This window comes from Glaciimonas sp. GG7 (genome assembly GCF_052976905.1).
Window position 1 is genome coordinate 39735 of the sequence record NZ_JBRIIQ010000027.1, and the last position, 7842, is coordinate 47576.

Here is a 7842-nt window from a genome sequence, read left to right on the forward strand (position 1 = left end):
AAAAATAGAAAAACATTACTTTAATAGGTGCCTGCTATCGCACAATCCGCCATCACTGCCGCAAAATAAGGCAATCCCGGTGTCACCATTTCCGCGTCTTTAGCGAGGTCATCCCACAACCGCAAACGGACTGCATCAGCCGCATAAGGCCGGGCAATGAATACCGCCGCAGCATCAGCGGAAAACACACCGCCTTGCAAGGCAAGACTACGTTTAGAATCGGGCGACAATTTGTCGAAATAGGCGGTATCGGTCGCACACAAATAACGCTTGGCATCCACATGCATCCGAATCGGCTCCAGCACTGCCGGACTAAACAAGCCCCGTAAATACGGGATGGCAAAATATTGATGCGTATCGTCAATCCCGCGCTCTGACGGTGTTTCGCCTTGCGGATTGAGCAAATGCCCTAGGTCATGGAGTAACGCGGCGCAGATCAACTCCGGTGCCGCGCCTGCCTGCTCTGCCAGTGTTGCGGTCTGCAAAGCATGCTCGCGCTGAGAGACTGGTTCGCCGGAATACATGGCGTCTCCACCGCTATCAAACAGCGCGCATATTTCTGATATGGATAGCATTGGTTTGTGCCCCGATACAACGTTAGCCGCAACCGTGACCGCCAGCGGTCTTGGCAGTCATGGATAAATCTCGCCCCGCCTCACGTCCGAGGCCTGCGTCATCCAGACGACGTAAATAGTCTTCCCATAGCGCATCTTGTTCGCTACCTAACTTATACAGATAGCTCCAGGTAAAAATTCCGCTTTCATGACCATCGGAAAAGGTTGGCTTAACAGCGTAGTTCCCGACAGGGTCAAGCGCGGCCAGGGTGACATTGCGTTTGCCGGTTTGCAAGGTTTCCTGACCGGCGCTGTGTCCTTGCACTTCGGCGGAAGGCGAATACACGCGCATGAGCTCGAATGGCAGCGAAAAACTGGCATCATCGTCAAATACGACTTCCAGCACGCCAGACTTCTGATGCGCAGTGAACGATACCGGCATCGGGCCGGGGACAGATTGTTTAGAGCCAAGCATGATTTATCCGTAGGTAAGGTGATTTCTTGAGGCATTCAAAGAAGCTTAAGGGGCCGAAAGAGCGACGCCCAATGCTGATAACAACGCAGGTAACAACGCCTGCCGCGCAGCCAACGCCGCGTCCGAAGCAACCTGTTGCACGCTGCCCCACACTGGCTGAGGAAAATGATCGTCATCCAGATAACGTGGAATAACGTGCCAATGCAGATGCGGCGTCATATTGCCAAAACAGGCCAGATTGATTTTCTCCGGCTGCATGACGGTGCGCAGGGTCTGTTCAACTTGCCACACTGCCTGCATGAACACATCGCGATCTTCGGCAGTTAAATCGGTCATTTCCTTGACATGTGCGTGCCAGATAACCCGGCAAAAACCGGGGTATCTGGCGTCATCGACTAACACTATTCGATATTTTTCGGTGCGGTGGAGAACTTCTCCACCGTCACCGACGCACAACTCACACGACGCGGCGTTGGCGCTCATCCTCAGACCAACACCCGTTCAATGCCGCCGTCGTTGGCGCGGCCAACATAATCCGGCAACCAGTTTTCACCCAGCAAATGCTTCGCCATTTCGACCACGATGTAATCCGCCGTGGTGCCGGAATCATCGTTGTAGCGTGACAAGCCTTGCAAGCAAGATGGGCATGACGTCAGAATTTTGACTTCGCCAGTGAAGCCATCGGCGCGTACTTTGTCTGAGCCCTTGATCATCTCTTCTTCCTTGCGGAAGCGCACCTGCGTTGAAACGTCCGGACGGCTGACGCCGAAAGTACCGGACTCGCCGCAGCAACGATCATTCTTCTCGATCTTCTGATTGTCGATCGTGGTGATCAGGGCGTTGACTGTTTTCAATGGGTCCTGCAACTTCATCGGCGAATGGCAAGGGTCGTGATACATGTACCGTGTACCGTTGACGCCTTCGAGCTTGAGATTCTTTTCCAGCAGATATTCGTGAATATCGATGATGCGGCAGCCGGGGAAAATCTTCTCAAACTCGTAGCCTTGCAGTTGATCGTAGCAAGTCCCGCAAGAGACGATGACGGTTTTAATGTCGAGATAATTGAGCGTATTGGCCATGCGATGAAACAGCACGCGATTATCGGTAATGATCTTCTCGGCTTTGTCGAAATCACCTGACCCGCGTTGCGGATATCCGCAGCACAGATAACCGGGCGGCAGCACGGTTTGCACGCCGACATGCCACAGCATTGCCTGCGTCGCCAGACCAACTTGCGAGAACAAACGCTCCGAGCCGCAACCGGGGAAATAAAACACCGCCTCGGTTTCAGCTGTCGTGGCGTGTGGATTACGGATGATCGGAATGACTTTATCGTCTTCGATATCCAACAAGGCGCGCGCCGTCTTTTTCGGCAGATTGCCGGGCATTTTTTTGTTGATAAAGTGAATCACCTGCTCTTTGATCGGCGCTTTACCGATGGTCGATGGCGGTGCTTTGGTCTGCTTTTTGGCAAACTTTTTCAAGACTTCATTACCCAGACGTTGCGCTTTGAAGCCCCAGTCGGTCATGACTTTACGGGTCATGTTGATCGTCGCCGGATCTTTGGCGTTGAGGAAAAACATCGCCGCGGTGGTGCCGGGATTGAACGATTTTTTGTTCATCTTGCGCAGCAAATTGCGCATGTTCATCGACACTTCGCCGAAGTCGATATCGACCGGGCAAGGTGTCAGACATTTATGGCAGACGGTGCAATGGTCGGCGACGTCTTCGAACTCTTCCCAATGCTTGATCGAGATCCCGCGCCGGGTCTGCTCTTCGTACAGAAAAGCTTCGACCAGCAGCGAAGTCGCCAGAATTTTGTTGCGCGGTGAGTACAACAAATTCGCCCGTGGGACGTGCGTAGCGCAGACCGGCTTACATTTACCGCAGCGCAAACAGTCTTTGATGCTGGTGGCAATGGCACCAATATCGCTTTGCTGCATGATCAGCGACTCATGCCCCATCAGGCCGAACGATGGCGTGTAGGCATTGCTTAAATCCGCGTCGAGTCCGGTCAGGTTGAGTAACTTGCCTTTGTTGAAGCGCCCTTCCGGATCGATGCGCAATTTGTAATCGCGGAAATCCTTGATTTCGTCTTCGGTCAAAAACTCAAGTTTAGTAATCCCGATGCCATGCTCGCCGGAAATCACGCCATCGAGCGAACGCGCCAACTTCATGATGCGAGCGACCGCAACGTGGGCGTCTTGCAGCATTTCGTAATGATCGGAGTTGACCGGCAAATTGGTGTGGACGTTGCCATCCCCGGCGTGCATGTGCAGCGCCACAAAGACGCGACCGCGCAATATTTTTTTGTGGATCGCCGTGCACTCATCCAGGATCAACTTGAACGCACCGCCGTTGAAAATCTGGCGCAATTGGGCGCGCACTTCTTGCTTCCACGACACGCTGATGGTGCGATCTTGCACCACGTCAAACAGGGTTGCGTCCGGTTGCTGAATTAAGCGCTGCTCAAAGGTCGCGCTTAATTTATCGAGGCCGAGCACCGACAACTCAGCCTTGGCTTCCATTAGCGGTGTATCGAGTTTTGTCAGCAAATAAGTCCAGCGCGCCCGGGTCTTTTGCAGCAGATCTTCGGCCTGATGCACACGATCTTCTAATAATTCGGCGGCGGGAATATGCTCATCGTCGGCGTCTTCGCTTTTGCCCAATGGCAGATTGCCTTTGCCAAGAAACAGGTCAAGCTGATCTAGCAATTGCAGCTTGTTTTTGATCGACAACTCGATATTGATGCGCTCAATACCGTCGGTATATTCGCCCATACGATTGAGCGGAATGACGACGTCTTCATTGATTTTGAAAGCATTCGTATGCTTGGAAATCGCCGCCGTGCGTGAACGATCGAGCCAGAATTTTTTGCGCGCCTCGGGACTGACGGCCACAAACCCTTCACCAACGCGATTGTTGGCCAGCCGCACGACTTCAGACGCTGCATGCGCAACGGCATTTTCGTCATCGCCGACGATATCGCCAAACAAGGCCATCTTTGGCAGCACGCCGCGCTTGGACTTGGTGGAGTAACCGACTGCACGCAGATAACGCTCGTCCAGATGCTCCAGACCGGCTAAGCGAATCGAGGTAAATCCTTCGCCTTTGGCTGGCAGGCCATCAAGATAATTTTTGATTTCGACAATCGATGGAATCGCATCGCGCGCCTGACCGAAAAACTCCAGACAGACGGTACGGGTGAACTTCGGCATTTTGTGCAAAATCCACACGCCTGACGTAATCAAGCCATCGCAACCTTCTTTCTGGATACCGGGCAAACCCGCCAGAAATTTATCGGTCACATCCTTGCCCAAACCTTCTTTGCGGAAAGTACGGCCCGGAATTTCCAGAATTTCAGTCTTGAAGACCTCCTCCGCAGGATGGCCTTTGGCAGCCGGATGACGCCATTCCAGCTTAAAACGCGCCAATGGCGTGTCATGAATTTTGCCGAGGTTGTGATCCAGACGCGTGACATCTAGCCAATCGCCGTTTGGATCGACCATGCGCCAGCTAGCCAGATTGTCGAGCGCTGTGCCCCACAACAAGGCCTTCTTGCCGCCAGCATTCATGGCGATATTGCCGCCGATGCAAGATGCTGACGCCGAAGTTGGGTCCACCGCAAACACGAAACCAGCCTTTTCAGCCGCATCGGCGACGCGTTTGGTGACAACGCCTGCGCCCGAGAAGATGGTGGCGTATTCAGTCTGTAGGCCGGGCAATACGGCCATTTCGACTTCGCCTAATTGTTCCAGTTTTTCGGTATTGATGACCGCAGAAAACGGGGTGAGCGGAATCGCGCCGCCCGTGTAACCGGTGCCGCCGCCGCGTGGAATGATGGTCAGACCGAGCTCGATACAGCCTTTGACCAGCCCGGCCATCTCGTCTTCGCTGTCTGGCGTGAGCACGACGAAGGGATATTCAACGCGCCAGTCGGTCGCATCGGTGACGTGCGAGACGCGCGAGAGGCCATCAAATTTAATATTGTCTTTGGCGGTATAGCGTCCCAAAATTTTATTGGTGCGCTTACGTAAATCGTAAGTGTGGCGGAACTCGTCTGAAAACTTAGCAATCGCCAGCCGTGCTGCTTGCACCAAGGCTTCGACACTCGCGCTGCGGCGCTCTGCATCGGCGTCGCCACTGTCGGCGTGCGCGATATTCAGCCTGCGCTTGTCAACTTCGGCCAGACGATGATTGAGCGCGTCGATCAAGGCCTGACGGCGCTTTGGATTGTCGAGCATGTCATCTTGTAAATAGGGATTACGCCGTACTACCCAGATATCGCCCAATACTTCGTACAGCATGCGCGCAGAGCGGCCCGTCTGACGTTTGGTGCGTAACTCATCGAGCAAGGCCCACGATGCTTCGCCGAGCAGGCGAATGACGATTTCACGATCTGAAAACGAAGTGTAGTTATAAGGAATTTCGCGCAAGCGCGTAGGGGTGGCGCCATTAGGCGCGTCCGAAATGAGGGCTTGGATTTGTACTGGGGCGTTCATGTGTGTTTGGGAGTGGGAAGCCGCTGAGATAGCATTTTAGCCTATCGAGCAGAGTCGCGATGGCAAGCTAGTGTTTGTACGACATCACATTGGTTTGCGACGACAGACTATTGCGATAGGAACAAGCAATTGCATTCATTTAAACTATCAATTTATATTTATTGATAGCTTAAACATATAATCAATGCATCGCTCCGCTTGGTGGGGCCTGGGCCAAAATGGAGCGCAAATATGAATACTAATAAGCAAGTACTGAAAAATCGTTATTCCGGTCTATCGCATTTACTCAGTAGACAGCCTTGGCAATTACGGATTTTGCCGCCGTTAGTCATGCTGCTAATTACTCCGGCATTGGCGGGCATGATTTTACGAGGCTAATTTATAAAGCTAGGACAGCCATTGCCCAAGCTGCCGCCAGAATCCATCCGGCACCGACAGCAACAGCCAGGTCATGGCGATATAGCGTAAAAATTTACCGATTGCCATATAGATGACACTGGGCCAGAACGGTAAATGCAACCAACCAGCCAACGTGCACAGTGGGTCGCCGATAATCGGCAACCAACCCAACAACATGGTTTTAGGGCCGAAACGCTCCAGCCAATGGAACCAGCGGGTTTTACGCTCGCGGGCAAATGCCCGTTTAGCGCTGTAGCCCATCCAATAATCCAATGCTCCGCCGAGGGTGTTACCCACCGTCGCCACCACAATGACTGGCCAATACAGTGCGCCGTTGGCTTTAATGACAGCAAACACTGCCGGCTCGGACCCCATAGGCAATAAAGTTGCCGACACAAAACTGACAATAAATACCGACCATAAACCAACGGTCGGTATCGCCAACACCCCAAGCAGCCATGCAACAGCAGATTCGATCATAGACAATTCATTAGTATTTAGATGAAAAAACGTTCATTCGCGCATCCGACAAGCGCTCGAAAATCAATTTATTACACCATTCAAGCCTAGGCGCAAAGCCGCCATTATAATGATCGGCTGTCTTGCTCCCGGATAATCCTTGTAACCTGACTTCTCGCTGGCGACTTGGGAGCATCCCAACCTGCTGCAGCGCGCTAATTTGACCCGACCATGACCACAGATTATTTACAGAAAATCTTGACCGCCCGCGTCTATGACGTCACGCAGGAAACCCCGCTCGAGTTAGCGCGTACGCTCTCGCTAAAAACTGAAAACCAGATTTATTTCAAGCGCGAAGATATGCACAGCGTGTTCAGTTTTAAGCTGCGCGGCGCTTACAACAAAATGGCGAGCCTGACGCCGCAGCAACTCAAACGCGGCGTCATTTGTGCCTCGGCTGGCAATCACGCCCAAGGTCTGGCGTACTCCGCAACAGTGCTGGGTTCGCACGCTTTGATCGTAATGCCGACCACTACGCCGCTAGTCAAAGTTGAGGCGGTGCGCGCCCGTGGGGCCGAAGTTGTGCTGTTTGGCGACTCTTACACCGATGCGTACAACCATGCCCTCACGCTGGAAAAGAAACACAAGCTGACCTTTGTGCATCCGTTTGACGATCCGTATGTCATTGCCGGGCAAGGCACGGTCGGCATGGAGATTTTGCGCCAGCATGCCGGGCCGATTCATGCCATTTTCGTCCCTATTGGCGGCGGCGGATTGTTAGCCGGTATAGCTGCTTATGTCAAAGCGGTGCGCCCGGAAATTAAAATTATTGGTGTGCAAACCGTTGATTCGGACGCTATGGCGCGCAGTTTGCAAGCCGGTCGCCGGGTAACGCTATCCGATGTCGGCCTGTTTGCCGATGGCACGGCGGTCAAACTGGTGGGCGAAGAAACGTTCCGGCTCGCCAAACTGTATGTCGATGAAGTCATTTTGGTCGATACGGCGGCCGTTTGCACGGCGATCAAAGACGTATTTCAGGACACGCGCAGCATTATGGAGCCATCTGGTGCCTTATCGATTGCGGGCGCTAAAGCCTACGTCGAACGCGCTAAAGGCACGCGCAAACCGATCAAAAATCAGGTCCTGGTCACCATCGCCTCTGGTGCCAACATGAACTTCGACCGGCTGCGCTTCGTCTCTGAGATGGCCGACATCGGCCAATCACGTGAAGCCGTATTTGCTGTGACGATCCCGGAAGAGCGCGGGAGTTTCCGCCGTTTTTGCGAGTTGGTCGGCGAGCGCAACGTGACCGAATTCAACTATCGTATTAGCGATGAAAAGGCCGCCCACATCTTTGTCGGCGTGCAAACCTCAACCCGCGACGAATCCGGGCTGATCGCTAAAAACTTCGAAAAGCACGGCTTCAGCACGCTCGATCTGACTCACGATGAAC

The 7842-nt window shown here is 53.3% G+C and carries 7 protein-coding genes; 2 read left to right on the top strand and 5 right to left on the bottom strand.

Translation table 11 applies throughout. The features are described 5' to 3' along the window. Positions 1-20: 20 nt before the first annotated feature. From ACVBEF_RS08970 to ACVBEF_RS08985, 4 genes are read right to left on the bottom strand one after another with little or no spacing between them, the layout of a single operon-like run. A complete protein-coding gene (locus ACVBEF_RS08970; RefSeq protein ID WP_447123592.1) occupies positions 21-575 on the bottom strand; it encodes a phosphonate degradation HD-domain oxygenase in 555 nt (184 codons plus the stop codon). 22 nt (positions 576-597) lie between these two features. Further along, positions 598-1029, bottom strand: coding sequence for a gamma-butyrobetaine hydroxylase-like domain-containing protein (locus ACVBEF_RS08975; protein ID WP_447123593.1), 432 nt, complete (start codon positions 1027-1029; stop codon positions 598-600). A gap of 45 nt (positions 1030-1074) precedes the next feature. Beyond that, positions 1075-1512 carry an HIT family protein gene (locus ACVBEF_RS08980; RefSeq protein WP_447123594.1) on the bottom strand — a complete coding sequence of 146 codons (438 nt, stop codon included), beginning with the start codon at positions 1510-1512 and terminating at the stop codon, positions 1075-1077. A gap of 2 nt (positions 1513-1514) precedes the next feature. Continuing rightward, positions 1515-5531, bottom strand: a complete 4017-nt coding sequence (locus ACVBEF_RS08985) for a DUF3683 domain-containing protein (RefSeq protein ID WP_447123595.1) — start codon at positions 5529-5531, stop codon at positions 1515-1517. Between the two features lie 231 nt (positions 5532-5762). Between ACVBEF_RS08985 and ACVBEF_RS08990 the strand changes: the two genes are divergently transcribed. After that, positions 5763-5909, top strand: coding sequence for a hypothetical protein (locus ACVBEF_RS08990; RefSeq protein WP_447123596.1), 147 nt, complete (start codon positions 5763-5765; stop codon positions 5907-5909). A gap of 9 nt (positions 5910-5918) precedes the next feature. On the opposite strand, the gene ACVBEF_RS08995 is transcribed toward ACVBEF_RS08990, so the two are convergent. Continuing rightward, positions 5919-6410, bottom strand: coding sequence for a YqaA family protein (locus ACVBEF_RS08995; protein WP_447123597.1), 492 nt, complete (start codon positions 6408-6410; stop codon positions 5919-5921). 210 nt (positions 6411-6620) lie between these two features. Between ACVBEF_RS08995 and ilvA the strand changes: the two genes are divergently transcribed. Then, on the top strand, positions 6621-7842 hold a 1222-nt coding region (ilvA, locus tag ACVBEF_RS09000), incomplete at its 3' end, for a threonine ammonia-lyase, biosynthetic (RefSeq protein WP_447123598.1).

Bases quoted from the DNA above. Each gene is read 5' to 3' on its own strand.
- ACVBEF_RS08970 (WP_447123592.1), bottom strand. From the start codon at position 575: ATGCTATCCATATCAGAAATATGCGCGCTGTTTGATAGCGGTGGAGAC.
- ACVBEF_RS08975 (WP_447123593.1), bottom strand. From the start codon at position 1,029: ATGCTTGGCTCTAAACAATCTGTCCCCGGCCCGATGCCGGTATCGTTC.
- ACVBEF_RS08980 (WP_447123594.1), bottom strand. From the start codon at position 1,512: ATGAGCGCCAACGCCGCGTCGTGTGAGTTGTGCGTCGGTGACGGTGGA.
- ACVBEF_RS08985 (WP_447123595.1), bottom strand. From the start codon at position 5,531: ATGAACGCCCCAGTACAAATCCAAGCCCTCATTTCGGACGCGCCTAAT.
- ACVBEF_RS08990 (WP_447123596.1), top strand. From the start codon at position 5,763: ATGAATACTAATAAGCAAGTACTGAAAAATCGTTATTCCGGTCTATCG.
- ACVBEF_RS08995 (WP_447123597.1), bottom strand. From the start codon at position 6,410: ATGATCGAATCTGCTGTTGCATGGCTGCTTGGGGTGTTGGCGATACCG.